The following is a 24,501-nucleotide window of genomic DNA, read 5'->3' as shown; positions in this document are numbered from 1 at the left end:
TTCATGAGCGCTGTAATCACGCCTGCAGGTTTTACCGACTACAAAGTCGCCGACATGTCCCTCGCTGCCTGGGGCCGTCGCGAAACCTTTATCGCCGAATCCGAAATGCCAGCCCTGATGGGCCTGCGTCGCAAGTACGCCGCTGAGCAGCCGCTCAAGGGCGCGAAGATTCTCGGCTGCATCCACATGACCATCCAGACTGCCGTGCTGATCGAAACCCTGGTTGCCCTGGGTGCCGAAGTACGCTGGTCGTCCTGCAACATTTTCTCGACTCAAGACCAGGCCGCTGCCGCTATCGCCGCTGCCGGCATCGCCGTGTTCGCCTGGAAGGGCGAGACCGAAGAAGAGTACGAGTGGTGCCTGGAGCAAACCATCCTCAAGGATGGCAAGCCATGGGACGCCAACATGATCCTCGACGACGGCGGCGACCTGACCGAGCTGCTGCACAAGAAGTACCCGCAGATCCTCGACCGCGTCCACGGCGTGACCGAAGAAACCACCACCGGCGTACACCGCCTGCTGGACATGCTGGCCAAGGGCGAGCTGAAAATCCCGGCCATCAACGTCAACGACTCGGTGACCAAGAGCAAGAACGACAACAAGTACGGCTGCCGTCATAGCCTGAACGATGCGATCAAGCGCGGCACCGACCACCTGTTGTCCGGCAAGCAAGCCCTGGTGATCGGCTACGGTGACGTGGGCAAGGGTTCGTCCCAGTCCCTGCGCCAGGAAGGCATGATCGTTAAAGTGTCCGAAGTTGACCCGATCTGCGCCATGCAAGCCTGCATGGACGGTTTCGAAGTGGTTTCGCCGTTCATCAACGGCCAGAACGACGGCACCGAAGCGAGCATCGACAAGGCCCTGCTGGGCAAGATCGACCTGATCGTGACCACCACCGGTAACGTCAACGTGTGCGACTCGAACATGCTCAAGGCCCTGAAAAAGCGCGCCGTGGTGTGCAACATCGGTCACTTCGACAACGAAATCGACACCGCTTTCATGCGCAAGAACTGGGCATGGGAAGAAGTGAAGCCACAGGTACACAAGGTTCACCGTACCGGCGCTGGTGATTTCGACCCGCAGAACGATGACTACCTGATCCTGCTGGCCGAAGGCCGTCTGGTCAACCTGGGCAACGCCACCGGCCACCCAAGCCGCATCATGGATGGCTCGTTCGCCAACCAGGTACTGGCCCAGATCTTCCTGTTCGGCCAGAAATACGCCGACCTGTCGCCAGCCCAGAAAGCCGAGCGCCTGACCGTGGAAGTACTGCCGAAGAAACTCGACGAAGAAGTGGCCCTGGAAATGGTCCGCGGCTTCGGCGGCGTGGTGACTCAACTGACCAAGACCCAGGCCGACTACATCGGCGTGACGGTTGAAGGTCCGTTCAAGCCGCACGCTTACCGCTACTAAGTCCTACTGTAGGCACCGGCTTTAAGTGGGAGCTGGCTTGCCTGCGATAGCATCACCTCGGTGTGACTGACGCACCGAGGTGCCTGCATCGCGGGCAAGCCCGGCTCCCACACAAGCCCGCTCCCACATTGACGGTGTGCGCCTTCTGGCTTTATGAGTTTCCATAGGTATGACCATGTCCCAAGACCGCCGCTACAGCTTCGAGTTCTTCCCGACCAAGACCGATGCTGGGCATGAAAAACTGATGGCGACCGCCAAGCAGTTGGCCAGCTTCAACCCCGATTTCTTCTCCTGCACCTACGGTGCCGGCGGCTCCACCCGCGATCGCACGATCAACACCGTGCTGCAGCTGGAAAGCCAAATCAAAGTACCTGCGGCTCCGCATTTGTCCTGCGTGGGCGACAGCAAGGCCGACCTGCGCGGCCTGCTGACCCAATACAAGCAAGCCGGCATCAAGCGCATCGTCGCCCTGCGCGGTGACCTGCCGTCCGGCATGGGCATGGCCAGCGGCGAGCTGCGCTACGCCAATGACCTGGTGAGCTTCATCCGTGAAGAAACCGGTGATCACTTCCATATCGAAGTGGCCGCTTATCCGGAGATGCACCCCCAGGCGCGCAATTTCGAAGACGATTTGCAGAACTTCGTGCGCAAAGCCAACGCCGGCGCCAACAGTGCGATCACCCAGTACTTCTTCAACGCCGAGAGCTACTTCTACTTCGTTGAGCGTGTACAGGCGATGGGTGTGAACATCCCGGTCGTGCCGGGCATCATGCCGATCACCAACTACAGCAAACTGGCGCGTTTCTCTGACGCCTGCGGCGCGGAAATCCCACGCTGGATTCGTAAACAACTGGAAGCCTACGGCGACGACGTCAAGAGCATCCAGGCGTTCGGCGAACAGGTCATCAGCGAAATGTGTGAACAATTGTTGCAAGGTGGCGCACCAGGGCTGCACTTCTATACCCTGAACCAGGCTGAGCCAAGCCTCGCTGTCTGGAACAACCTGAAGCTGCCACGCTAAGGTCTGTCCCGAAATGCCAAGGCCCTCATAATGAGGGCCTTTGCCGTTCTAAACGTACACGGAATTCTGCAGTTCATGAATACAGCCACCCCGATGTCCCGCCCGCAATTGGTCTACCTCGTGTTCGGCGCAGAGACTTACCATCAGGAAGCCGTATTCAGCATCGCCAGCGCCCTGGCCTTTCTGCGGGATACGCCGGATGCCGGCCTCGACATCCAGGTCTTCAGCGACAACCCCGAACCCTATCGCCTGTTGCCGGTGACGGTGCGCCCGCTGGACGAAGCCACGCGCAAACGCTGGTGCGAACCTCATGGCTACCACTTTCGCACCAAGCACGTGGTGCTGCGGCAAGTACTGCAAGAATCCGAAGTGGCGCTGCTGATCGACACCGACACGTTTTTCCACCATTCGCCCCTGGCGTTGTTTGAGCGTGTGCAGCCCGGCACCCTGCTGTGCAACGCCTTCTACACCAAATACGGCGACAACCACGAAAGCATCCTGTACAGCGCCTTGTACCAGCGCCTGCTGGACATGGGCGTGGCCGACGACGACATGATGACCCTCAATTCCGGGGTCATGGGCCTGACGCAGCAGGACGCGCACATCCTCGACCGCTCGATCGAGTTGATGGACGAACTGTTTCCCCATGCCCAGGGCGCCTACACCCTGGAAGAGTTCTGCCTGTCCATCGCTGCCTATCGCACCCTCAACGTGCGTGAATGCCCGGACCTGATCCACCACTACTGGAGCCGCAAGCAGCTGTTCCGGGCCAAGGTCAAGGCGTGGATCGCCAAACATGCGGCGAACCCCACCAGCGTCACGGCTTTGGACGACACGCGCCAGGTGTCGGCCCACCTGCCCCGCCCGCCGCGCCTGCAACGCCTGATGTACAAGCTGATCACCCTGGCATTGCCCAAGCATCAGCAGCAGTTCATCCGGGAAATCCTCTACGGCTGCTACGAACATGAAAACGAGTTCGACCAGGCGTGTGGCCCGGTTTGGTGGGACAAGGCCCGACAAAATCAGGAAGAGCGCCAGGGCAAGCCCGTTGACGCCCATCTGCTGGAGCATTGGTTCGCCAATCCCGTGGTGCGCCTGATTCTCGGCGAGCGCCGCGAGGCGATCTACGAACACCTGATCAAAACTCCAGGCCGGTAATCCGCCAGCCGCCCGCAGATCACTGTGCCAGAGCTTCTCTTTAGCCCGCGACAGTCGTAATCTCAGGGCATGCCTGTCACTTTCCGGTTGTTGACCGCTGTTCTTTTCGCTTGCCTGAGCCTCGGCGCCCACGGCGAGAAATTACGCATTGTCACCGAGCCCTGGGCGCCGTATGTGTATGACGACAACGGCACCATGCGCGGGCTCGACTACGAGACCACGGTGATCGTGTTCCAGCGCCTGGGCATCGATGTGGACTGGCAATTCCTGCCCTGGAAGCGCTGCCTGGCGATGCTCGACCAAGGCCAGGCTGATGGCGCACTGGATATTTTCCACAGCCACGAACGGGACAATGTATTGCTGTACCCCAGCGAGCCGCTGTCCGATGTGGAGTTCGTGCTGTTCTACGCCAATGATCGCCCGCACCCGTTCCAGACCTTCGACGACCTGCGCGGCCTGACCATCGGCACCTCGCCCGGCTACCTCTACGGCGCCGAATTCAGCGAATCCACCCTGTTCAAGCAGGAGCCGGCCGCCAGCCATGAGGCCAACTTCGGCAAACTGGCCCTTGGGCGGATCGACCTGGTGATCACCGACCGCCGGGTCGGCCAGCATGTGCTCAAGGCCCTCGGGCTTGAGGACCAGATCACCCAGGCGCCCCAGGTGATCAGCCACCAGCCGCAATTTCTGGCCGTGCGCCGTGGGGCCGGCATGGATTTGCTGGTGCAACGCTTTGCCGCCGAACTCAAACGCTTCAAGCAAGAGCCGGCCTACGCGGCCTTGAGCGCCAAATATGCAGGCAGCAGCCCTCAAACCAGCGCCCTGGCCCTGCCCGCAAGCACCGTTGAGCAGCAGGAAAGCAGCGCAGAGTGATTGCTCTGTTATACTCCGGCCTTTCCGCCAGGCTTACGCCCGGACGCTTCGGTCTTGCAAAAGGCACCCGACCCCGCTACAGCGCAGCTTTCAAGCCCGCGCGAGCCGTCTGAGTGCCCGCCAGCCCCAGCAGGACCGGACGGGATTGCGTTCATCTAAACGCCATTCACGCCAGGCAAGACTATCCCTCTGGGCCAAGCCCTAACTAAAACAGGATTACTCATGTCCTTTGCTTCCCTCGGTCTCTCCGAGGCTTTAGTCCGCGCCATCGAGGCAGCGGGCTATACCGAGCCTACTCCGGTGCAACAGCGGGCCATTCCCGCCGTGTTGCAAGGTCGCGACCTGATGGTTGCGGCTCAGACAGGTACTGGTAAAACCGGCGGTTTCGCCCTTCCGATCCTGGAGCGGTTGTTCCCCAACGGTCACCCGGACAAATCCCAGCGTCATGGCCCGCGCCAACCGCGCGTACTGGTCCTGACCCCTACCCGCGAACTCGCCGCCCAAGTGCATGACAGCTTCAAGCTGTATGCCCGCGACTTGAAGTTCGTCAGTGCCTGCATCTTCGGCGGCGTCGGCATGAACCCACAGGTTCAGGCCATGTCCCGTGGTGTCGACGTACTGGTTGCCTGCCCGGGTCGTTTGCTCGACCTGTGCGGCCAAGGCAGCGTCGATTTGTCCCACGTGGAAATCCTCGTGCTGGACGAAGCCGACCGCATGCTCGACATGGGCTTTGTCCATGACGTGAAAAAGGTCCTCGCGCGCCTGCCGGCCAAACGCCAGAACCTGCTGTTCTCGGCCACGTTCTCCAACGACATCACCGCTTTGGCGGGCAAGTTGTTGCATAACCCCGAGCGCATTGAAGTCACGCCGCCGAACACTACGGTGGAGCGTATCGAGCAGCGCGTGTTCCGCCTGCCCGCTGCCCACAAGCGTTCCCTGCTGGCCCACCTGATCACCGCCGGCGCGTGGGAACAGGTGCTGGTGTTCACCCGTACCAAGCACGGCGCCAACCGCCTGGCCGAGTACCTGGACAAGCACGGCCTCACCGCCGTCGCGATCCACGGCAACAAGAGCCAGAACGCCCGCACCAAAGCCCTGGCCGACTTCAAGGCCGGTGAAGTGCGCATCCTGGTGGCCACCGACATCGCCGCTCGCGGCCTGGACATCGACCAGTTGCCACACGTGGTCAACTTCGAGCTGCCAAACGTCGACGAAGACTACGTGCACCGTATCGGCCGTACTGGCCGTGCCGGTCGTTCGGGCGAGGCCATTTCCCTGGTCGCACCGGACGAAGAAAAACTGCTGAAAAGCATCGAGCGCATGACCAAGCAGAAAATCGCCGACGGCGACCTGATGGGCTTCGACTCCAGCGCTGTTGAGGCCGAGAAGCCTGAAGTGCGCGAGCGTCCGGACGTGCGTAACCCGCGCAACAACCCACGCGGTCCTAAGGGCGATGGCCCGAACGGCGGCGGTGGTGGTGGCGGTCGTAAAGACAAGGGCAAGGACAAGGGCGGCAAGGACAAGGCTGCGACCAATGGCCGTGGCGAACGCCCGGCCCGTGAGCAAAAGCCCCGTGAAGGCACCCCGGCCCGCGAACAGCGCCAGCCGAGCCAGCCGCCACGTGCTGCCGCCGACCGTGCTCCGGACGAGTTCCTGGACGACGACGTGGACAACTTCGGTAACCGCGTTGACTACGTGCCCCAGGCCAAGCCGGCCCAGGGTCGTGGTCGTCGTCCAGGCGCTCCAGCCCAGGGCGCAGGCGCAGGTTCCGCACCACGCACCGGCGGCCAGCCACAAGGTCGCCAGAACGGTCCGCGCAGCAGCAACGGCGCTACCACCGGCACCCCGCCGGCCAAGCGCAGCGGCCCGCGTAACGGTGCACCCCGTGACGGCCAGGCCCGTCGCGAAGAGTCGCGCAACCGTCGCCCGGCCCGTGATGATCAACCTCGTTTGTCGGAGCCAGCGGTGCAAAACCCGCGCGGCGGCCCGGCACCGAAGATCATCCACAAAGAGTCGAAAAGTGATCGCACGCTGACACCTGAGCAGTTGGATCAACTGCCGGGCCGTCCACGTGGTGAAAAGCCGGCGTTGCTGACCCGCAACCGCTGATTTTCAGCGCTGCATAAAAAATGCCCCGGATCGCGAGATCCGGGGCATTTTTCATTGAAGCTTGAAAACTGTAGGAGCCGGCTTGCCGGCGATGACGATCTTGAGAACGTCACATACGGTGCGGCCCCATCGCCGGCAAGCCGGCTCCTACATACGAAGCATTACTTCGCTTTCACACCTTCAAACGTCACGTACAGCTCAACCGTGTTGGACGCTGGGCCCAGGTCCATCTGCTTGCCGAAGTCCTGGCGATTGAAGGAGGTAGTGCCTTCAAAGCCGGCACGGTAGCCGCCCCATGGATCCTTGCCTTCACCCAGGAAGGTGGCCTTGACGACGATCGGCTTGGTTACGCCGTGGAAGGTCAGGTCGCCGGTCACGTCAGCAGTGACTTGGCCAGCGGCATTCTTGCCGGTGGTCTTGACGCTGGTGGAGACGAACTTGGCATCGGCAAACTTGCCAACGTCCAGGAAGTCTTTGCTGGCGATGTGCTTGTCACGTTCGGCGTGGTTGGTGAACACGCTGGCGGTGCGGACGTTGAACTCAATCTTGCTGTCTTCAGGCTTGGCGGCATCGAAGCTGAACTTGCCGTCCAGGTCCTTGAAGGTACCGGTGATGAAGCTGTAGCCCAAGTGGCTGATCTTGAAGTCAACGAAGGCGTGCTGGCCTTCCTTGTCGACAACGTAGTCAGCTGCCATCGCCTGACCGGCAGTCAGCAGAGCAGAACCAATGGCCAGAGCGGCGAGAGTCTTTTTCAACATGCTTTCTATTCCTTGTGAGTCGAGGTTGAACATCAGGCTTTGCGCCCCAGCATACGAACCAGGGTCACATCACGATCAATGAAATGGTGTTTCAACGCAGCCACGCCATGGAGGCCGGCGAACACCACCAATACCCAGGCCAGGTACAAATGCACCACGCCTGCAGTGTCTGCCTGGTCCGGTAGCCCGGAAACCAGTGCAGGAATCTCAAACAGGCCAAACACCGGGATACCGACACCGTCTGCGGTGGAAATCAGGTAACCGGCGATCATCACGGCAAACAGCCCCAGATACAGGAATGCGTGGCCAAACGCAGCCCCCAGGCGTGTCATACGGCTATAGCTGGCAAGCGGTGGCGGCGGCGGGCTGACCAGACGCCAGACGATGCGCACGAGCATGATGGCGAACAGCGTGATGCCGATGCTCTTGTGCAGGTCCGGGGCGTCTTTGCGCCAGGTGCTGTAGTAGTCGAGACCGACCATCCACAGGCCCAACGCGAACAGACCGAACACCACCAGGGCCACGCCCCAGTGCAAAACAATACTGACCCAGCCGTAGCGGGCCGGTGAATTACGTAGTTGCATGTCCCAAATCCCGTAAGAGCTATGGCCAAGACTATCGATTTACCTATCGAATTAAAGCGGAAATTTTCGCTTTGAAATATCGAGAAATACGATCAAGAGCCTATGCACAGTAAGTTAACAAGAGATTAAGGACTATTCCCAAGAAACGTGACAGACCGTCCTGTGTTTACTGCGATTTGCCCTACAAGCATGCAATTGGGTTGTGACACAGCCCTGCATTGCATAGGCTTGCGCGATTGTTTCGCCCGCGCCTGCCGCGAGCCGCTTCGAGGAGAATGAACATGGGTTTGAATAATCAGTGGATGCAACGCGATCTCGCCGTGCTGTGGCATCCCTGCACCCAGATGAAAGACCACCAGCAACTGCCGCTGATCCCGATCAAGCGCGGTGAAGGCGTCTGGCTGGAAGACTTCGAAGGCAAACGCTACCTCGATGCCGTCAGTTCCTGGTGGGTCAACGTGTTTGGCCACGCCAACCCGCGCATCAACCAGCGCATCAAGGACCAGGTGGACCAGCTGGAACACGTGATCCTCGCCGGCTTCAGCCACCAGCCGGTGATCGAGCTGTCCGAGCGCCTGGTGAAGATGACGCCCGAAGGCCTGACCCGCTGCTTCTACGCCGACAATGGTTCGTCGTGCATCGAAGTCGCGCTGAAGATGAGCTTTCACTATTGGCTCAACCGCGGCCTGCCGAACAAAAAGCGCTTTGTCACCCTGACCAACAGCTACCACGGCGAAACCATCGCCGCGATGTCGGTGGGCGATGTGCCGCTGTTCACCGAAACCTACAAGGCCTTGTTGCTGGACACCATCAAGGTGCCGAGCCCGGATTGCTACCTGCGCCCCGACGGCATGAGCTGGGAAGAACACTCCCGGAACATGTTCCTGGCCATGGAGCAGACCCTCGCCGAAAACCACGACACCGTGGCGGCCGTGATCGTCGAACCGCTGATCCAGGGCGCCGGCGGCATGCGCATGTACCACCCGGTGTACCTCAAGCTGCTGCGCGAGGCCTGCGACCGCTACGGCGTGCACCTGATCCACGACGAAATCGCCGTGGGCTTCGGCCGCACCGGCACGATGTTCGCCTGTGAACAGGCCGGCATCCGCCCGGACTTCCTGTGCCTGTCCAAGGCGCTGACGGGTGGCTACCTGCCGCTCGCCGCCGTGGTCACCACCGACGATGTGTACGACGCCTTCTACGACGACTACCCGACCCTGCGCGCCTTCCTGCATTCCCACAGCTACACCGGCAACCCGCTGGCGTGTGCGGCGGCCCTGGCGACCCTGGATATCTTCGAAGAAGACAACGTCATCGAGAACAACAAGGCCCTGGCCCGGCGCATGGCGACCGCCACCGCGCACCTGGTGGACCATCCTCACGTGTCTGAGGTACGCCAGACCGGCATGGTACTGGCCATCGAGATGGTGCAGGACAAGGCCACCAAGACCGCCTACCCGTGGCAGGAACGCCGTGGCTTGAAGGTGTTTGAACATGCCCTGGAACGCGGCGCGTTGCTGCGGCCGTTGGGCAGCGTGGTGTACTTCCTGCCCCCGTACGTGATTACTCCGGAGCAGATCGACTTCCTGGCGGAAGTGGCGAGCGAAGGGATTGATATCGCCACCAACAGCAAGGTCAGCGTGGCGGTGCCCAAGGATTTCCACCCGGGGTTTCGTGATCCGGGTTGATTGAGTTCACTTGATTAATCGGGTGCCAAGGTTTGCGTCATCGCGAGCAAGCTCGGCTCCCACAGGTTTTGTATTTCTTCCGAGAACAGAAATGAGACTGTCCCGCTTTTTTGTCGACGCCCCCCTGAGCCTTGGTGACCACGAGTTGCCGGAAGCCCAGGCGCATTACATCAGCCGCGTATTGCGCATGAGCGAAGGCGACGCCGTGCAACTGTTCGACGGCTCCGGCCAGGAGTTTCGCGCCAGCTTGCTGGAAGTCGGTAAAAAACGCGTGGTGGTACAGGTCAGCGAAACCTTCGCCGGGCAGGTCGAATCGCCGTTGCAGATTCACCTTGGCCAGGGCCTGTCCCGTGGCGAGCGGATGGACTGGGCGATCCAGAAAGCCACCGAGCTGGGAGTGAATGAAATCACCCCGATCTTCAGCGACCGCTGCGAAGTGCGCCTCAAGGACGAACGCGCCGACAAGCGCTTGCAGCACTGGCGCCAGGTGGCGATCAGCGCGTGCGAGCAATGCGGTCGTTCGCGGGTGCCGGTGATTCATCCACCGCTGTTGCTGGCGGATTGGCTGAAACAGGCCGAGGCGGATTTGAAGCTGGTGCTGCACCCGGTGGCCGAGCCGCTGGTGAGCCATGCCAAGCCTGGGAGCCTGGCCTTCCTGATCGGGCCGGAAGGTGGCTTGACCGACGCAGAGGTCGAAACGGCACAAGGGGCGGGTTTCCATTCGGCACGCCTGGGCCCACGTGTGCTGCGTACCGAAACAGCGCCAGTCGTGGCACTGTCGGTAGCCCAGCAATTGTGGGGCGACTTCTAACTAGGCTTTGCAAACCCAATCAAATGTGGGAGCTGGCTTGCCTGCGATAGCGGTGGGTCAGCCATACATTTGTTGCTGATGCACCGCTATCGCAGGCAAGCCAGCTCCCACATTTTGATCGGGTTTCCACTCCACTATTCCACCGGGTCACTCACCGGTTTGGCAATAATCGCCTTCAACTCGCTGGTCATCGGGAACTCCAGGTTCAAGCCCTTGGGCGGAATCGGCTGTTCAAACCAGCGCTGGTAAATCCCGTTGATCTCCCCCGAGCTATACAGCCCGGCCAGGGTTTCGTTGACCACCGCGAGAAACTGCGGGTCGTCCTTGCGGACCATGCAGCTGTAGATTTCCCGCGACTGTTCTTCCCCGACCACCACCCACTTATGCGGGTCCCTGGCCTTGGCGCGCTCGCCGTAGAGCAACGCGTCGTCCATGTAGAACGCCGCCGCCCGGCCCGATTGCAGCATCTGGAAGGCTTCACCATGGTCCTTGGCGCTGATCACTGACATGTTCAGTTTGTGATCAACGTTGTAGCTCTTGAGGAAACGCTCGTTGGTGGTGCCGGCGGTGGTCACCACGTTCTTGCCCCGCAGGTCGGCGAAGCTTTTGATGCCGCTGTCGTTGGCGGTCAGCAACTGGCCCTTCACATAGATAAACCCGTAGGAAAACGCCACCTGCTTCTGCCGCTCGGCGGTCACGCCGGTGGAGCCGCACTCGAGGTCCACCGTTCCGTTTTGCACCAGGGCGATGCGGGTCTGGGAGGTCACTAGGTTGTATTTCACGTTGAGCTTCGGCACCCCGGTTTTCTGCTGGATGCGCTCGACGATTTTGTTCGCCAGTTCCACCGAGTAGCCCATGGGTTTGCCGCTGTGGTCACCGACGTAGGAGAAAGGCACGGAGGCATCGCGGTAGCCGAGGGTGATGCTCTTGGCGTTGGCGATCTTGCTTAGCGTGCCTTCCAGTGGGGCTTCAGAAGCATGGGCCTGAATGCACATCAACAAGGTGAAGCTCATCAACAGGATTTTTTGCATTGTTATTCTCCGTTGGTTTTTCCAGTTGTTTATGGACGGCGGGCAGCAATGACGCTGATCTCAACCAGCACATCGGGCCGGGCCAGTTGTGCCTGCAACGTGGTTCGCGTCGGCGCCTGCCCCGGCGACAGCCAGGCGGACCAGACTTCATTCATCGGCGCAAACCCGTCCTCGATATTGTTCAGGTAGATGGTCGCGTTCAGCAGATGATCCTTGTCACTGCCCGCCTCTGCCAGCAGCGCATCAATCTTGGCCAGCACCTCCTCGGTCTGGGTCTTCACGTCCCGCCCTTCGCCGGGCACCTGGCCGGAAAGGAACACCAGTTCCTGGAAAACCACGGCGCCAGACAGGCGGCTATTACTGTTGATTCGGGTGATGGTCATCGAGGCATCCTCAAGCGGCGCGGGGCGCGAAGCCCTGCATGTCAATGGAAGGGGTGTGCCGGCCGATCAGCTCGGCCAGCACCTGGCCGCTGCCGCAGGCCAGGGTGAAGCCGAGGGCACCGTGGCCAAGGTTAAGCCACAGGTTGCTGCAGGCGCTGGCGCCAATCAGCGGCACGCCGGTGGGTGTGGCCGGGCGCATGCCGGCCCATTCGACCGCATGCGGGTAGTCACCGGCCAGCGGGAAAGTCTCAAGGGCCTGGCGTTTAATCAGCGCCAGGCGCTTGGGCTCCAGGCGGGTGTCGAAGCCGACGATGTCCACCATCGCCGCCACTCGCAACTGCTCGCCGATGCGCGCGTAGACGATCTTGCGGTCGTAGTCGGTGATGCTGATGTTCGGTGCCCGATGCTGCGCGCCGATCGGCACACTCAGGCTGTACCCCTTGAGCGGATACAACGGCAACGACATGCCAGGCAAGGCCAGCTCGGGGCTGCGGTGCCCGGCGGCCAGTACCAGGTGTTCGACAGACATCGCCTCATCGCCCATTTCAATCGAGTGCACACGGCCTGCGTGATGATGGATGCGCGTCACCTTGCGCCCCAGCAGGAACGTACAGCGCCCCGACGCTTCAAGCCGCGCCGCCAACTGCTGGCAGAAGGCATGACAGTCGCCCACCTCTTCGTTGGGCGTGTAGATGCCGCCAAAAAAGCTGCCGCCGTCCAGGGTCGGCTCCAGCCGTTCACAGTCCGCCGCCGAGAGCACTTGCTGTTGCAACGGGTCGGTCACTTTATTCAGTGCGCGCTCATAGCTGTCGAGTGTGCGAAAGGTCACCAACTTGCCATTGCGCCGCCAGTGGAAGTCACCCAGTTGGTCTTCTTCACGCCAGCGTTGCAGGGTGTTCTGGCTCAGGGACGCCAGGCGCAGCAGATGGGCCGCATTGCGCTGGTTCACCGAGCCACGGCAGGCCCCCAGGAATGACGCCATCCAGCGCCACTGGGCCGGGTCCATGCGTGGGCGCAGCTTCAGCGGCGAGTCACCGCGCAGCATCCAGCCGATGGCTTGCAGCGGCACGCCTTTATCGGCCAGGGGCGCGACATAGCGATAGGACAACTGCCCTCCGTTGGCGAAACTGGTCTCGCTGCCCAGGGTTTCCCGGGCCTCGACCACCGTCACTTGCATACCGGCACGCACCAGCGCATAGGCACTCGCCAGGCCGATAACCCCACCACCGATGATGCAAACCTGCTGAGCCATGTCTGTTCCTTAACCCTGTGTTGTCTGGGTTGAAGGTTAGGGGCAGGTGACAGCGGCGGAACAATGAATAAAGATGGGTCACCCATAAACAAAGGTTATGGACTGCCCATGCGCTTGCGTCATATCGAAATCTTCCAGGCCATCCGCCAGACCGGCTCCATCAGCGCCGCTGCCCAACTGCTGCATGTCTCGCAGCCGGCGGTGAGCAAGGTGCTGCAACACGCCGAGTTGCAGTTGGGGTTCCCGCTGTTCCTGCGCATCCGCGGCAAGCTGCAACCGACGCCGGAAGCGTTGGCGCTGGAGCGGGAAGTCGACAGGGTGACCGAGAGCCTGCAAGGCGTGCGGCGCCTGGCGCAAAACCTGCGCCGCGCGCCGGGCCAGAGCTTGCGTATTGGCGCGACGCCGGCGCTGGCCTTGTCGTTGCTGCCGCCGGCCATTCGCGAATGGACCCAACGCTACCCGGACATCGCCTGCGAGCTGTCCAGCGCCCACAGCCGCGAGCTGGTGCAAAACCTGTTGATGCGTGAAGTGGATGTGGCGCTGACCCTGCAGCCGCCCGATCACCCGGGGCTGAGCGCCCAGGCGTTGGCCCACGGCGTATTGGTGGCGCTGGCGCCGCTGGGTTACTGGAGGGAAAACGAATTGGGCAAGCCGCTGCCGCTGATGGCTTTGGCGGGCGCGCCGTTGATTGGCCTGTCCAGCGCCGACCCGTTGTCGGCCAAGCTGGACAGCTACCTGGAGGCAGTGGATCCGCCGCCCCAAGTCAGCATCGCGGTACAGACCTATTCACTGGCCAGGGCCATGGTCGAGTCGGGCGCCGGGCTGGCAGTGATCGACCCGTTCACCGCCCTCGGCGCGTCACCGGCCACCACCTGCATTCGCCCGCTGGCGCCGCCGCTGCCCATCACCTTGTATGCGCTGACCCGCGCCGACGAACCGCCGCCACACATGCTGGCGAGCCTGCTGGAGATTTTCGGCAGCCGCGCCCAGGAGCAATTGGACCGGCTATAAAACGTACCCCATGATCGCCACAAAATGCAGCAGGCTGCCGCCGATCACGAACAAATGCCAGATCCCGTGGGAGTGCCGCAGGCGGTCCTCCAGGGCAAAGAAAATAATGCCCACGGTGTACAGCACCCCGCCCGACGCCAGCCAGGCAAACCCGGTAGGCCCCAGCGCAGCAATCAGCGGCTTGACCGCCACCAGCACGATCCAGCCCATCACAGCATAGATCACAATCGACAGGATCCGCGCCTCGGAGCGGGGCTTGATCTCTTGCAGGATGCCGATCACCGCCAGCCCCCACACAATCCCGAACAGCGTCCAGCCCCACGGCCCGCGCAGCGTTACCAGGCAAAACGGCGTGTAGCTGCCGGCGATCAGCAGGTAGATCGAAAAGTGATCAACCTTCTGCATGATCGCTTTTTTGCGCCCGCGCACGCTGTGGTACACGGTGGACGCGCTGTACAGCACCAATAGCGTGAAACCGTAAATGGCCACGCTGACAATCTTCCAGGGGCTGCCGTCCATACCGGCCACCACCAACATCCACACTGCGCCAATAAAAGCCGCAACCGCCCCGAGCAAATGGCTCCAGGCGTTGAATCGTTCCCCGTGATACATGTGTCACTCACCTCGAATAACCGTTATCACCCAGACCATTCTGACGTCACCCGGCCAATATCAGGTAACAACCTTTCTTCATTTGCCCAAATGCACACGCCGATGGATGATTCGCTTCATCCTGTAGGAGCTGGCTTGCCGGCGATAGCGGTGGGTCAGCCCTACATCTGCTGCAGATACACCGCTATCGCCGGCAAGCCAGCTCCTACATAAAAGCACCTCATCGGTAATCCCCATGCCTGACCTCGAACCTGCCCAGCCTCATCCCAGTCTGTGGCAGTTGTTTTACAACTTCGCCATGGTCGGCCTGTTCGGCTTCGGCGGCGTGATGCCCTGGGCGCGGCAGATGATGGTCGACCGCCGGCAGTGGGTCAGCGAGCAAGGCTTCAACGAGCTGCTGACCACCGGCCAATTCTTCCCAGGCCCGAACATCGCCAACGTCGGCATCATCTACGGCCGGCGCCTGCACGGTTTGCCGGGTGCGGTTGTGACCGTGGTCGGGCTGTATCTGTTCCCCTCGCTGATCACCGTGCTGGCCGGCTTCGCCTATGCCAAATGGTGGAGCCATGACGTGGTGCAACAGATCTTCGGTGCGGTCATGCCGATCGCCACCGGGCTGATGCTCGGCACCACCTTGCGCCTGCTCAAGGCCATGCCGCGCACCCTGGCAAATTACAGCGCGTTCGTCCTGACCTTCGTGTTGATGGCGGTGCTGGTGCTGCCGTTGTGGATGGTCTTGCTGATTTGCATCCCAAGCTCCCTGGCCTTGAGTTTCATGGGCAAGCAGAAGGTGGCCGGCTGATGCAGAGCGTACTGTTCCACCTGATGATCCAATGCGCGCTGTGGTCGCTGATGGCGATTGGCGGCAACACCGTGGCCCTGAGCGATATCCACCGCTACACCGTCACCGACATGAACTGGATCACCGACGCCCAGTTCGTCGCCTTCTTCGCCCTGTCCCAGGCCTTGCCGGGGCCCAACGGCATGTTCCTGGTGTTTATCGGCCAGCAAGCCGCCGGGTTGCCGGGGGCGCTGGTGGCGCTGACCGCCAAGCTGGTGCCCTGCTCGGTGCTGACCTACGTCGGCGCCGGCTGGCTGGAAAAACACACCAAGACGCCGTGGGTGCAGCGGGTCAAAGGCAGCCTGTTGCCGATATCCATCGGGCTGATCCTGGCCGCCAGCTACATCCTGATGAACAGCCTGGAAAACAACGCCACCAGCCTGGTACTGACCCTCGCCAGCGCCGCCGTGGTGTATTACACGCGGCTCAATGCGATCTGGCTGATCATCCTCGGCGTGGTGTTGGGCCTGTGCAGTGCATGGCTGGGAGTGAACTGGTTTTAGGGGCACAATCGACGGCATTCGAACAAGAGTCACGGCCATGCTGATCGACGAAGAATTCACCCTCAAGAAACTGGAGATCTTCCTGGCGTTCATGCGCACCGGTAACCTGGCGCGGGCGGCGGCTGAATTGCAGACCAGCAACGTCAGCGTGCACCGGGCGATCCACTCCCTGGAAAACGCCCTGCGCTGCCCGCTGTTCAAGCACGAAGGGCGCAACCTCACGCCACTGGAAAGCGCCTATGTGCTGGAAGAGCGCGCGCAGAAGCTGGTGCAGGATGTGGTGGACAGCGTGCGGGTGACCCGCGAGGCCGCCGGTTTCTCCGCCGAGCGCTTCAAGCTGGGCTCGCTGTACTCGTTGACGGTGAAGACCGTGCCGCAGTTGATCATGGGCCTGAAGATCCGCCGCAGCGAACTCAATATCGACCTGATCCTCGGCTCCAATTTCGACTTGCTGTACAAGCTGAAGAACATGGAAGTCGACGCGATCCTGATCTCACTCGACGAGCACGCCAACGACCCGGACTGCGAGCAGATCGCCCTGTTCTCCGACGATATCTTCCTCGCCACCCCGGCGGATTCACCTTTCGACCGCGAACAGGAGATCGACCTGGCGGACGTGCGCGACGCCACCTTCATCACCCTCACCCAAGGCTTCGCCACCCACCAGGATGGCAACCGCGTGTTCAAGCAGGCAGGGTTCGAGCCAAAGGTGGCGATGCAGGTCAACGACATCTTCACCCTGCTGAGCATGGTCAGCTCGGGCGTGGGGTATGCGCTGCTGCCGGGACGGATTGCGGCGGTGTACGAGAACCGGGTAAAGCTGATTCCCCTGCAACCGCGCTACCGCTTGCAGCAGCACATTGGCGTGGTGTTTCTGAAAGCCAAGGAGCGCGACCCGAACTTGCTCGCGCTGTTGGCAGAGTGCCGGATGTACGCGAATCGCCAGGCTTGAGACCGCTATCGCGGGCAAGCCCGGCTCCCACAGTTGACCGAGTTGCCTGGGAGTACTCGGTCAACTGTAGGAGCTGGCTTGCCTGCGATGAGGCCATTGGATCTAGCCGACAATTCCGCGCACGATGAAGTAGAGCACCGACGGCCCCAACAGGCACCCAAGCCCGGTGTGGAAGGTGGCGGTCAACGCGCCATACGGCACCAACCGCCGGTCCGTCGCCGCCAGGCCCGCCGTCACGCCGCTCACCGTGCCGGCCAGACCACCAAACACCATGGCCGAGCGCGGGTTATCCAGGCCCATCCAGCGTGCCGCCATGGGCGTGCCGACCATCACCAGGATCGCCTTGATCAACCCGGTGGCAATGGACAACGCCACCACATCCGAGCTTGCACCCAACGCCGCCCCGGTCACCGGCCCGACGATGTAAGTCACCGCGCCCGCACCGATGGTGGTCATGCTGATCGCATCGCGATAACCAAATGCCCAGGCGATACTCGCGCCCACAATGAACGGCAATACCGTGCCCAACAGCAGCGCAATCGCCCCGATCAGGCCGGCCTTGCGCGCCTCGGTGGCCTGCACTTCAAACGCCGTGGCCACAATGGCAAAGTCCCGCAGCATGGCGCCGCCCATCAACCCGATCCCGGAAAACAGCGCCACGTCCGCCAGGCCTTTCTGCCCACCGGTGAGCGTACCGCCGACCCACGCCAGCACCAGCCCGATCACAATCGCGATGGCCGACCCATGGATGCGTCCGAACGTCAGGCGCTTGGACAACACCACCGAAATCCACATCACCACGCCAACAAATGCAAACGCCGTCACCAGCCCGTTATTGGCCAGGCCTTTCTCAATGAGTTCCCACATATCAGCGACCTCCCACGACAGGTGCAGCCGCAATCAGCGGCTCTTCATCGGGCAACGGTTCGCCCTTGTGCGTACGGCTGATCAAGGCAATCGTGCAACCGCACACCACCACCGAACCAATCGCCGCCAGCACCGCCACCGGGCCGCCGTGCAGCGCGGTCACCACGTTTTGCTGGGCCGCCATCGCCACCACCACCGGGATGTACATGGCACCCCAGAAGCCCACGCCCATCTCGCATTCCTTGGTCATGCCGCCGTGCCTGTGCATCCACAGCCGGGCGCAGATCAGCAGGATCATCGCGATCCCCACCCCGCCCACGTTGGATTTGACGCCTAGCAGAACGCCGAGCATGTCTCCCAGAATCACGCCTGCCAACATGCAGATCGCCAGCAACGCCACACCGTAAATAATCATGATGGTTGTCCTCAAAGTGCTTCATCGAAATTGTTGTTTTTGTGCTTCGAAAGCCTTGGGCGGCAATGCCGATCCGATAAAGATGAATACCGTACCTGTGGCGAGGGAGCTTGCTCCCGTTGGGCTGCGTAGCGGCCCTGAAATCCTGGGAGCGCTGCGCACTCCAACGGGAGCAAGCTCCCTCGCCACAGGTCATTGGTGACCCGCTCTATCTCTTGACCGACCAGCATCAGCCTTGGTGGAGCTCTATCGGTGATGGTTTCCCTCCTCTCGCAGCAAGGCCTGCAAGGTGTCCAGGCGGGCGCCTTCGAAGGCGATGACGGTGCCTTGCTCGAACACCCGGCGCGCCAGGCCCGTGAGCACGGCGCCGGGAGGCAGTTCGATGTGCAGGCGCACCCCGCGCTCGTAGGCGCTTTGCACGGTGCCGCGCCAGTCGACGACGCGGCACATGTTGAAAGCCAGGTCGTCCCTCAGGTGTTCGGTGTTGTGGATCGGCCGGGCGCGGGTGCTGCTCAGGTAGGTAATGGCCGGCGTTTTCAGCGTCACTTGGGCGAATGCTTCGGCCAGGGCCTCGGCGGGTTTTTCCAGCAGCGCGCAATGGGACGGCACGCTGACGGCCAAGCGTTTGGCGACGCCATTGCCGCGCACCAGAATGGCAACTGCTTTCATCGCTTCGTCGCTGCCGGCAATGACCGTCTGGTTGTCGGCATTGATATTGGCCAGGTACACCGGGGTTTGCGGGCTGTGGACCTGGGCGAGCAAGGCTTCGACGGTGGACAGGTCCGGGCCGATAAGGGCGGTCATGCCATAGCCGTGGGGATACGCCTGTTGCATCAATTCGCCGCGCAGGCTGACGAGTTTCAGCGCATCGGCAAAGTCCAGTGAGCCGGCAATCACGGCAGCCGGATAGGCGCCGATGGACAGGCCGGCTACGTAATCGGGTGTGTGTTCCAGCAAGCGCGCACTGGCGACGCCGGCAATCAACAAGCAGAGCTGCACAGCGCGGGTCGAAGCCAGCGCTTCGGCGGAATCAAGCTTCAACACGTCCTCGTTCAAGGCTGCACTGGCTTCGTCCAGCACCGCGCGCGGCAGCTGCTGGAGCATGCCCGCGCGCTGGGCGCCCTGCCCCGGGAACGCCAGGAGGCTGCTCATGCCACGGCCTGCCATGGGTCGATCACCAACTGCGCGCCGCTGGCATTTTTCAGCAGTACGCGACGTGAACCACCGGCCCACTCACGCAAGGCGACCGCGCCAAAAGGCGTTTGCAGTTGCAGGTCCACGGCGCACACCGCGGTGTCCAGTATCGCCAGCAGGTCCTCTGCATCACCGCGATCAAGCGGCTCGGGCGTGCGCAAAATCAAATCCAGGTCACTCTTGGCGTGCAGCGCTTCAATACCGCTGGCCAGCTCGAAACCCGCGCTGCCGGTGACGCCCCAACTCTCCTTCGCCAACACCGGGCGCAGTTGAGCGAGGGCCTGCAACGCCGGTAAATCCCTTGGCGAAATCACGTCGCGCAGGTCTTCCGGCACCACGCATCGTTGCACGGCTGTCATCGGCATCACGCCGGCGAAGCGCTGCTCGCGCAAGCGCCCGCGTACACCCACCGCCACATGCCCCGGCGGCGCAATGGCACGCCGCACCACCACCGGATGCCCGGCGGCCAATGCTTCCAGCACCCAGGCCGGCGCATCGGCGGGCGCATGCGCCGGGGTCATGCCCCAGAGCAAGTCGTGAGCGTTCACCATTGCTCCCGCAGCAGTTGGCGCACGTGGCTGGAGGCGGCGCGATTGGTGGCGCCCAGGCGACCACTCAAGTCACGGCCGCCCGCCTCTACGTCCTTGATCGCGTGCACCAGGCAATCGCTGACCCGCGCTACGTCTTCGGCGGTTGGCTGCTCGATCTGGCTGACCGACAAGGTCTCCCAGAGCAAACCGAGGCTGGCATAGCTGTCGATGTCGTAAGCCATCGGCGGCACGCTGGCGGCCAGGGCTTCCAGCTCTTCGACACTGCGCAGGGTCACCCGCGCCGCCGAGGCCTTGCCCATGGCATGCACCATTACGCCGGGGTCGCGCAGGGCAATCAGGCGATTGGCCTGGTAACCATGGGCGAGGAACGCGCCGGACATCGCCTTGCCCACCAGCAGCGCGATCACCGGGTGACCGGCCAAACGGGCACGGGCATAGCTGTCGGCGGCGGCGGCCAGGGCTTGATGGATGCCCAGGGCTTCTTCGCGACGCCCATAGGCCTGGCTCGGCACATCGACGATGGCAATCAGCGGGCGCTTGTCGCCCGTATTGATCGCTTCATCAACCGCCTTGGCCAAGCCCCAGCCTTCGAGCAAACCAACTTCACCATTGCGCGCGCGGGGGAAGCGGTTTTCCGGGTCAGTGACCACCGCGATAAACCGCACCGGCTGATCACCGAGTACACCGTCGGCAACCTTCAGCGAGTTCGGCAAACCGCTCACCGGCGTAGCATCGCCGCTCAATGCGTTGAACCACTGCAAACCTCTCATGAGCGTTCTCCCTGATACAGATCGCGAACCGTCGCCGGGTCGATTTGCGGTTCGGCGTTCAGTGCGGCCAGGCGTTCCAGATAATGTTCGACCTGACGGCTGCGCTGTTTTTCCGGCAAGCCTTGATGCAGCAGTTCAGTGACTTGCTGCTGAATCTGCGCCACATCGTCGGCCACATAACGGTCGGCCAAGCCGCTGTTAAAGCGCTGTTCGCCGCCGATCAGGCTCCAGATGAAAGGCCTATCGCGGGAGTCGTACTCCTCAAGCCCGGCTTCCTGTTCGATCACCTGCGGGCCGTTCAAACCCAGGCGCGCCTCGCGGGTCACCAGCAGATAACTGCACAAGCCCGCCGCGATAGACATGCCACCAAAACAACCGACGCTGCCCGCCACCACGCCGATCACCGGCTGGTACTGGCGCAGGTCGACAATCGCGGCGTGGATATCGGCAATCGCGGCCAGGCCGAGGTTGGCTTCCTGCAAGCGCACGCCGCCGGTTTCCAGCAGCAGGATGGCGCGGGTCGGGATGCCGTTGCGATTGTCTTCAGCGGCCAGCTCCAGTGCGCCGGCCATCTTTGCGCCGCCCACTTCACCGAGGCTGCCGCCCTGGAAATTGCCTTCGATGGCCGCGATCACCACCGGCAATCCGTCGATGCTGCCCTTGGCGATCACCACGCCGTCGTCGGCCTGAGGCACCACGCCCTGGCGGCTCAGCCAGGGCGACATGACACGCTGAAACGGATCGATCAATTCGCGATAGCTGCCCGCGTCGAGCAAAGCCTTGGCCCGCTGCCGGGCGCCGAGTTCGACGAAGCTGTGTTTGCTGCGCAAGTCAGTCATGACCGATCTCCTCGAAGCCTTGTTCCAGGCGCAGGCGCACCACGCCGGGGGTGGCGCCGAAGTCGTGGATATCGATGTTCAGTGCGGGCGGCGTCTGTTCCTGGAAGATCCGTTCAAACAGGTGCTGCCAACGCAGCTGCGCACCATTGACCGAGGTTTGCACCTGGATCGTCAGGGTGCCGGCAGTGCCCGGTTCCAGCAGCACTTCCAGGTCGCCGGAGCCGACGCAACCCACCAGCGCACGGCCCTTGGCGGGCTGCCCGGCGGGGAATTCAAAGGATAAGGTTTCCATCACAGCGCTCCGTCGAGGCGGTCGATAAACAGGCAGGCGGCCAACAGGTCGGCGGCCCCACCGGGGGAGGCATTCAGCGCCAGCAGTTGCTGGTCCAGCTCGTGCAGTTGGCGGCGCCCGGCGAGGCTTGCGCTGCCACCGGCGTCCAGCACCGCTTGGGCGCCCTGTTGCATGGCCTGCAAGCCTTCGGGGCCGGCGCGGTAGAGCACGCAGGTGTCGGCCAGGTCGGTCATGATCGCCAGCAAGGCATCAAGGCGAGCGTTCTGTTCGCCGTATTGGTGCAGGCGGCTTTTTTTCAGTTGCGGCAGGCCCCGTTGCAACACCGATGGGAAGCCCAGTTGCGCTTCTTCGCGGGCACCGCGAGCGCCGTAGCGTTGTGCGACCTGGGCGCCGTGGCTCAGCGGTTGTGGTGCGTAGCGGTCGTTGAGCAAGGCCAGGCGGGCAGCGCGTAACGTCACGGCGTTGGCACTGCTGGACTCGGGTTGCAGGGCGACGGCGGCGACCAACAAGCCGAGCGCCCAGATCGCACCGCGGTGGGTATTCACGCCGTTGGTGGTGACGAGCATCGCCTGTTCGCCTTCGCGACCGATGCGCCCGAGGGCTTCGCGCAAGGGCAAACCAACTTCGCCAAATTCGATAGCGGCCTCGGCCATTTCCTTGAACGCCGGCCACAGTGACAGGGCCGATGCGTGCATCAGGCCGAGGTGCAGATCGGTATGGGCGCCGTTGCCGCGACGGTCGACCAGTGCAGGTTTGGGCGACAGGTCGGCTTCATCAATCAGCGCATCGACGGCCATGTCGGCCAGGCGTTCCGCCAGGGTCAGGTCGTGCAGTTTAAGTGCGTGCATTTACCAGCTCCTGAACTTGGCGGGCGGGTTGTACAAACCACCGGACCACGCCACCAGATCGGCCACGCTCTTGGCGGCCAGCAGCTCACGGGTGGCGTCGGTGCGGCGGATGCCGAGGTCTTCGGGCAGCGCGATCAGGCCTTCGCGGCGCATGCGCGCGGTGTCCTTGGGGTTGTGGCGCATGCCGATGGCAGTCACACCGGCCACGGCGGCGATCATCGCCTGGCGCTCTTCCAGGGAACGCGCCTTGTACAGGTAGGCGATGCCTTCTTCGGTGAGCAGGTGGGTGACGTCGTCGCCGTAGATCATGATCGGTGCCAGGGGCATGCCGCTTTTGCGGGCCACTTCGACTGCATCGAGGGTTTCGACGAAGGTCGGTTTGCCGCCTTCCTGGAAGGTCTCAACCATCTGCACCACGAGCTTTTTGCCGCGTTCGAGCAAGGCTTCCGGGGCGTCGTCGTGGCGCATGTCGAGCCAGGCGGGTGTGCCATGGCGGCGACCGCGCGGGTCGTGGCCCATGTTCGGCGCACCGCCAAAACCGGCGAGGCGGCCACGGGTGACGGTGGAGGAATGCCCGTCGCCATCGACTTGCAGGGTGGCGCCGATAAACAGGTCCACCGCGTATTGGCCGGCCAGTTGGCAGAACATTCGGTTGGAACGCAGCGAGCCGTCGCGGCCGGTGAAGAACACATCCGGCCGGGCCGCGATGTAGTTTTCCATACCCAGTTCGGTGCCGAAGCAATGCACGCTTTCGACCCAGCCGCTTTCGATGGCCGGGATCAGGGTTGGGTGCGGGTTGAGGGTCCAGTTGCGGCAGATCTTGCCCTTCAAACCCAGGGATTCGCCGTAGGTTGGCAAGATCAATTCGATGGCGGCGGTGTTGAAACCGATGCCGTGGTTCAGGGACTGGACGTTGTGTTTTTCGTAGATGCCACGAATCGCCATCATCGCCATCAACACATGCACCGGCTTGATGTGCCGTGGGTCGCGGGTAAACAGCGGTTCGATGTAGAAGGGCTTGTCGGCGACCACCACGAAGTCGACCCAGCTCGCGGGGATGTCGACGCGGGGCAGGTCGGTGACGTCATCCACCAACTGGTTGACCTGGACGATGACGATGCCATCGCTGAAGGCCGCCGGCTCAATCAGCGCGGGCGTGTCTTCGGTGCTCGGGCCGGTGTAGATATTGCCGGCGCGGTCGGCCATGAAACCGGCGGACAGGACCACGTTGGGAATCAGGTCCACCACCAGCCGCGCATAGAGTTCGATGTAGGTGTGGATCGCGCCGATTTCCAGCAGGCCGTCTTCCAGTAACTGGCTGATGCGCAGGGATTGGGTGCCGGCGAAGGAGAAATCCAGCTTGCGGGCGATGCCCTTTTCAAACAGGTCCAGGTGCTCGGAACGGCCGACGCTGGGCATGATCATGTGCAGGTCGTGGAGCTTGGCGGGGTCGGTCTTCGCCAGGGAGCGGGAGAGAAAATCGGCCTGCTTCTGGTTGTTGCCTTCCAGCACCACACGGTCGCCGGGGAGGATCAGGGCTTCCAGGGCTTCGACGATGCGGTCGCTGGGGAGCACGGCGCCATCGGCGAAGGATCGCACTAACGCTAATCGGCGCTGCTTCTCGTCGCGCCGCCGCGTCCAGCGCGAGTCGGGGGAAGTTGTTGTTGTCATGGTCGCTCCACGGGATGTGCTGTCGTGGGCTGTACCTTAGGAGGGTATTGGGGG

General features: G+C 62.4%; 26 protein-coding genes. 11 read left to right on the top strand and 15 right to left on the bottom strand.

Annotated elements, in window-relative coordinates; translation table 11 throughout:
- Positions 1-3 precede the first annotated feature (3 nt).
- From ahcY to HX875_RS10510, 5 genes are all read left to right on the top strand, one after another.
- Complete coding sequence (gene ahcY, locus HX875_RS10530) at positions 4-1,413, top strand: adenosylhomocysteinase (protein WP_003216850.1); 1,410 nt, start codon at positions 4-6, stop codon at positions 1,411-1,413.
- A 175-nt stretch (positions 1,414-1,588) separates the two neighbouring features.
- On the top strand, positions 1,589-2,434 hold the full coding sequence (gene metF, locus HX875_RS10525; protein ID WP_177043138.1) for a methylenetetrahydrofolate reductase [NAD(P)H]: 846 nt from the start codon (positions 1,589-1,591) through the stop codon (positions 2,432-2,434).
- Positions 2,435-2,509: 75 nt separating this feature from the next.
- Complete coding sequence (locus HX875_RS10520) at positions 2,510-3,592, top strand: hypothetical protein (protein ID WP_177043137.1); 1,083 nt, start codon at positions 2,510-2,512, stop codon at positions 3,590-3,592.
- 69 nt (positions 3,593-3,661) lie between these two features.
- Positions 3,662-4,465 (top strand): substrate-binding periplasmic protein, encoded by an 804-nt coding sequence (locus tag HX875_RS10515; protein WP_177043136.1) that lies wholly within the window; start codon positions 3,662-3,664, stop codon positions 4,463-4,465.
- 222 nt (positions 4,466-4,687) lie between these two features.
- On the top strand, positions 4,688-6,574 hold the full coding sequence (locus tag HX875_RS10510; protein ID WP_017476487.1) for a DEAD/DEAH box helicase: 1,887 nt from the start codon (positions 4,688-4,690) through the stop codon (positions 6,572-6,574).
- 161 nt (positions 6,575-6,735) lie between these two features.
- On the opposite strand, the gene HX875_RS10505 is transcribed toward HX875_RS10510, so the two are convergent.
- Positions 6,736-7,332, bottom strand: coding sequence for a YceI family protein (locus HX875_RS10505; protein WP_010167625.1), 597 nt, complete (start codon positions 7,330-7,332; stop codon positions 6,736-6,738).
- Between the two features lie 32 nt (positions 7,333-7,364).
- Positions 7,365-7,916 (bottom strand): cytochrome b, encoded by a 552-nt coding sequence (locus HX875_RS10500; RefSeq protein WP_063026565.1) that lies wholly within the window; start codon positions 7,914-7,916, stop codon positions 7,365-7,367.
- Positions 7,917-8,197: 281 nt separating this feature from the next.
- Between HX875_RS10500 and HX875_RS10495 the strand changes: the two genes are divergently transcribed.
- Both HX875_RS10495 and HX875_RS10490 read left to right on the top strand, forming a co-directional pair.
- On the top strand, positions 8,198-9,604 hold the full coding sequence (locus HX875_RS10495) for an adenosylmethionine--8-amino-7-oxononanoate transaminase (RefSeq protein ID WP_177043135.1): 1,407 nt from the start codon (positions 8,198-8,200) through the stop codon (positions 9,602-9,604).
- 91 nt (positions 9,605-9,695) lie between these two features.
- Positions 9,696-10,415 (top strand): 16S rRNA (uracil(1498)-N(3))-methyltransferase, encoded by a 720-nt coding sequence (locus HX875_RS10490; protein ID WP_177043134.1) that lies wholly within the window; start codon positions 9,696-9,698, stop codon positions 10,413-10,415.
- Positions 10,416-10,549: 134 nt separating this feature from the next.
- Here the strand turns inward: HX875_RS10490 and HX875_RS10485 are convergent, their stop codons facing one another.
- Genes HX875_RS10485 through HX875_RS10475 form a run of 3 tightly spaced genes read right to left on the bottom strand, consistent with a single transcriptional unit; the run spans position 10,550 to position 13,081 of the window.
- Positions 10,550-11,428 carry a transporter substrate-binding domain-containing protein gene (locus HX875_RS10485; protein WP_371321477.1) on the bottom strand — a complete coding sequence of 293 codons (879 nt, stop codon included), beginning with the start codon at positions 11,426-11,428 and terminating at the stop codon, positions 10,550-10,552.
- Positions 11,429-11,475: 47 nt separating this feature from the next.
- Positions 11,476-11,829: a RidA family protein gene (locus HX875_RS10480; RefSeq protein ID WP_177043132.1), complete on the bottom strand. Its 354-nt coding sequence runs from the start codon at positions 11,827-11,829 to the stop codon at positions 11,476-11,478.
- A 10-nt stretch (positions 11,830-11,839) separates the two neighbouring features.
- Entirely contained in the window at positions 11,840-13,081 is a 1,242-nt protein-coding gene (locus tag HX875_RS10475; protein ID WP_177043131.1) for a D-amino acid dehydrogenase, read from the bottom strand.
- A 108-nt stretch (positions 13,082-13,189) separates the two neighbouring features.
- On the opposite strand from HX875_RS10475, the gene HX875_RS10470 reads away from it, so the two are divergent.
- Positions 13,190-14,092 carry a LysR family transcriptional regulator gene (locus HX875_RS10470; protein WP_177043130.1) on the top strand — a complete coding sequence of 301 codons (903 nt, stop codon included), beginning with the start codon at positions 13,190-13,192 and terminating at the stop codon, positions 14,090-14,092.
- Here HX875_RS10470 and trhA read toward each other — a convergent pair.
- Positions 14,087-14,704, bottom strand: coding sequence for a PAQR family membrane homeostasis protein TrhA (gene trhA / locus HX875_RS10465; RefSeq protein ID WP_177043129.1), 618 nt, complete (start codon positions 14,702-14,704; stop codon positions 14,087-14,089). The genes HX875_RS10470 and trhA overlap by 6 nt on opposite strands.
- 235 nt (positions 14,705-14,939) lie before the next feature.
- Between trhA and HX875_RS10460 the strand changes: the two genes are divergently transcribed.
- Genes HX875_RS10460 through HX875_RS10450 form a run of 3 tightly spaced genes read left to right on the top strand, consistent with a single transcriptional unit; the run spans position 14,940 to position 17,000 of the window.
- Entirely contained in the window at positions 14,940-15,506 is a 567-nt protein-coding gene (locus tag HX875_RS10460; protein ID WP_003216826.1) for a chromate transporter, read from the top strand.
- On the top strand, positions 15,506-16,048 hold the full coding sequence (locus HX875_RS10455) for a chromate transporter (protein WP_177043128.1): 543 nt from the start codon (positions 15,506-15,508) through the stop codon (positions 16,046-16,048). The genes HX875_RS10460 and HX875_RS10455 overlap by 1 nt, the downstream gene beginning before the upstream one ends.
- Positions 16,049-16,085: 37 nt before the next feature.
- The gene (locus HX875_RS10450) at positions 16,086-17,000 is read left to right on the top strand and encodes a LysR family transcriptional regulator (RefSeq protein ID WP_010167642.1); all 915 of its coding nucleotides are present in this window, start codon (positions 16,086-16,088) and stop codon (positions 16,998-17,000) included.
- 102 nt (positions 17,001-17,102) lie between these two features.
- Here HX875_RS10450 and madM read toward each other — a convergent pair whose 3' ends face one another.
- The 9 genes from madM to mdcA form a co-directional block, all read right to left on the bottom strand.
- Positions 17,103-17,867, bottom strand: a complete 765-nt coding sequence (gene madM, locus HX875_RS10445; RefSeq protein ID WP_003216820.1) for a malonate transporter subunit MadM — start codon at positions 17,865-17,867, stop codon at positions 17,103-17,105.
- Between the two features lies 1 nt (position 17,868).
- A complete protein-coding gene (madL, locus tag HX875_RS10440) occupies positions 17,869-18,282 on the bottom strand; it encodes a malonate transporter subunit MadL (RefSeq protein ID WP_177043127.1) in 414 nt (137 codons plus the stop codon).
- A 246-nt stretch (positions 18,283-18,528) separates the two neighbouring features.
- Complete coding sequence (gene mdcH / locus HX875_RS10435; protein WP_177043126.1) at positions 18,529-19,434, bottom strand: malonate decarboxylase subunit epsilon; 906 nt, start codon at positions 19,432-19,434, stop codon at positions 18,529-18,531.
- Complete coding sequence (locus HX875_RS10430) at positions 19,431-20,027, bottom strand: malonate decarboxylase holo-ACP synthase (RefSeq protein ID WP_177043125.1); 597 nt, start codon at positions 20,025-20,027, stop codon at positions 19,431-19,433. Before HX875_RS10430 ends, mdcH begins: the two co-directional genes overlap by 4 nt.
- On the bottom strand, positions 20,021-20,797 hold the full coding sequence (mdcE, locus tag HX875_RS10425; protein WP_177043124.1) for a biotin-independent malonate decarboxylase subunit gamma: 777 nt from the start codon (positions 20,795-20,797) through the stop codon (positions 20,021-20,023). The genes HX875_RS10430 and mdcE overlap by 7 nt, the downstream gene beginning before the upstream one ends.
- Positions 20,794-21,636 carry a biotin-independent malonate decarboxylase subunit beta gene (locus HX875_RS10420; protein WP_177043123.1) on the bottom strand — a complete coding sequence of 281 codons (843 nt, stop codon included), beginning with the start codon at positions 21,634-21,636 and terminating at the stop codon, positions 20,794-20,796. Before HX875_RS10420 ends, mdcE begins: the two co-directional genes overlap by 4 nt.
- Entirely contained in the window at positions 21,629-21,928 is a 300-nt protein-coding gene (locus tag HX875_RS10415) for a malonate decarboxylase subunit delta (protein WP_003216806.1), read from the bottom strand. Before HX875_RS10415 ends, HX875_RS10420 begins: the two co-directional genes overlap by 8 nt.
- Positions 21,928-22,776, bottom strand: a complete 849-nt coding sequence (locus HX875_RS10410; protein ID WP_177043122.1) for a triphosphoribosyl-dephospho-CoA synthase — start codon at positions 22,774-22,776, stop codon at positions 21,928-21,930. Before HX875_RS10410 ends, HX875_RS10415 begins: the two co-directional genes overlap by 1 nt.
- The gene (gene mdcA, locus HX875_RS10405) at positions 22,777-24,447 is read right to left on the bottom strand and encodes a malonate decarboxylase subunit alpha (protein ID WP_169386924.1); all 1,671 of its coding nucleotides are present in this window, start codon (positions 24,445-24,447) and stop codon (positions 22,777-22,779) included.
- Between the last annotated feature and the right edge of the window lie 54 nt (positions 24,448-24,501).

This window comes from Pseudomonas yamanorum (assembly GCF_013386765.1).
Lineage (GTDB): Bacteria > Pseudomonadota > Gammaproteobacteria > Pseudomonadales > Pseudomonadaceae > Aquipseudomonas > Aquipseudomonas yamanorum_A.
This window is presented reverse-complemented; position numbering and strand designations above follow the sequence as displayed.